This window comes from Alcanivorax sp. HI0083 (assembly GCF_001635175.1).
This window is the reverse complement of record NZ_LWFX01001211.1, coordinates 1-920: the sequence shown is the minus strand read 5'-3', so window position 1 is coordinate 920 and position 920 is coordinate 1. Positions and strand designations below refer to the sequence as shown.

The following is a 920-nucleotide window of genomic DNA, read 5'->3' as shown; positions in this document are numbered from 1 at the left end:
ACAAACAGGTAGTCCACCGCGGCAAAGATACTTTCCGCCACCGGGCTCAGGGTGGGCGGGCAATCCAGAATCACCAGTTCGTAGCTTTCCCCCAGCGGGGCAATGAGCTGCTTCAGACGGTTTTTGGCGCCGCCATTCTCAATCAGCTTGATATCCGCATTGCGCATGGACAGGTCGGCGGGGATCGCATCCAGGTTAGCCCAGCGGGTTTCCCGCTTCAGGCGGCCAATGGGCTGCTTGCCCTTGATCAGATTGGCGGCCTTGTAGCCATCGCCATCGTCCACTCCCAGGTAAAAGCTGGCGGCCCCTTGCGGGTCCAGGTCCCAGAGCAGGGTGCGATGTTTCCAGCGGGCAGCATGCCAGGCCACGTTGACTGCGGTGGTGGTTTTACCTACGCCCCCTTTCAGGTTGTAAAAGGCAATGGTTTGCATGGCGTCCCTTTCCTGTAAGCTTTGAGAGTGGAGTGCCCGGGGCTCCCGTCTGCCTGCCCGTGCGACCCGCCATTATAGCGGCCCCGGCCGCGTTATAGGCTGGGCTCAGGCTAGCACGAACCGGTTAAATGTCCCATGTCTCGCCTGCGCTGGGCTCCCGGGCCACTGGGCTGGCTTGTGATCAGGGCAGTCAGGCGCTTTAATAGCCCTCCACAGGCACGGCCCGGCGGGCCGGAATTACAAAGAAAGAGGTCTCGATCAGGGTGAGCGCGACAGCCAACAAACGCTATCAAGTCTTTATCAGCGCCACGTTTCCCGATATGCAGGGAGCGCGCCAGGCACTGATGCTGCCGATGCTGGAGCACGGGCTGATTCCTACCGGTTTGGACAGTGCGGCGGCGGACGGCAATACCCTGTTGCCGGTGATCCAGAAACTGATCGAAACCAGTGACTATTTCATCCTGATTGTGGGCGGCCGTTACGGCACCC

At 60.5% G+C, this 920-nt stretch carries 2 protein-coding genes; one reads left to right on the top strand and one right to left on the bottom strand.

Annotation, left to right across the window (positions count from 1 at the left end; translation table 11 throughout):
* Positions 1-431: ParA family protein (locus tag A3754_RS17595; RefSeq protein ID WP_156497055.1), on the bottom strand; the 431-nt coding region annotated here is incomplete at its 3' end.
* 263 nt (positions 432-694) lie between these two features.
* On the opposite strand from A3754_RS17595, the gene A3754_RS17590 reads away from it, so the two are divergent.
* The coding region (locus tag A3754_RS17590; RefSeq protein ID WP_156497054.1) for a DUF4062 domain-containing protein at positions 695-920 on the top strand (226 nt) is incomplete at its 3' end.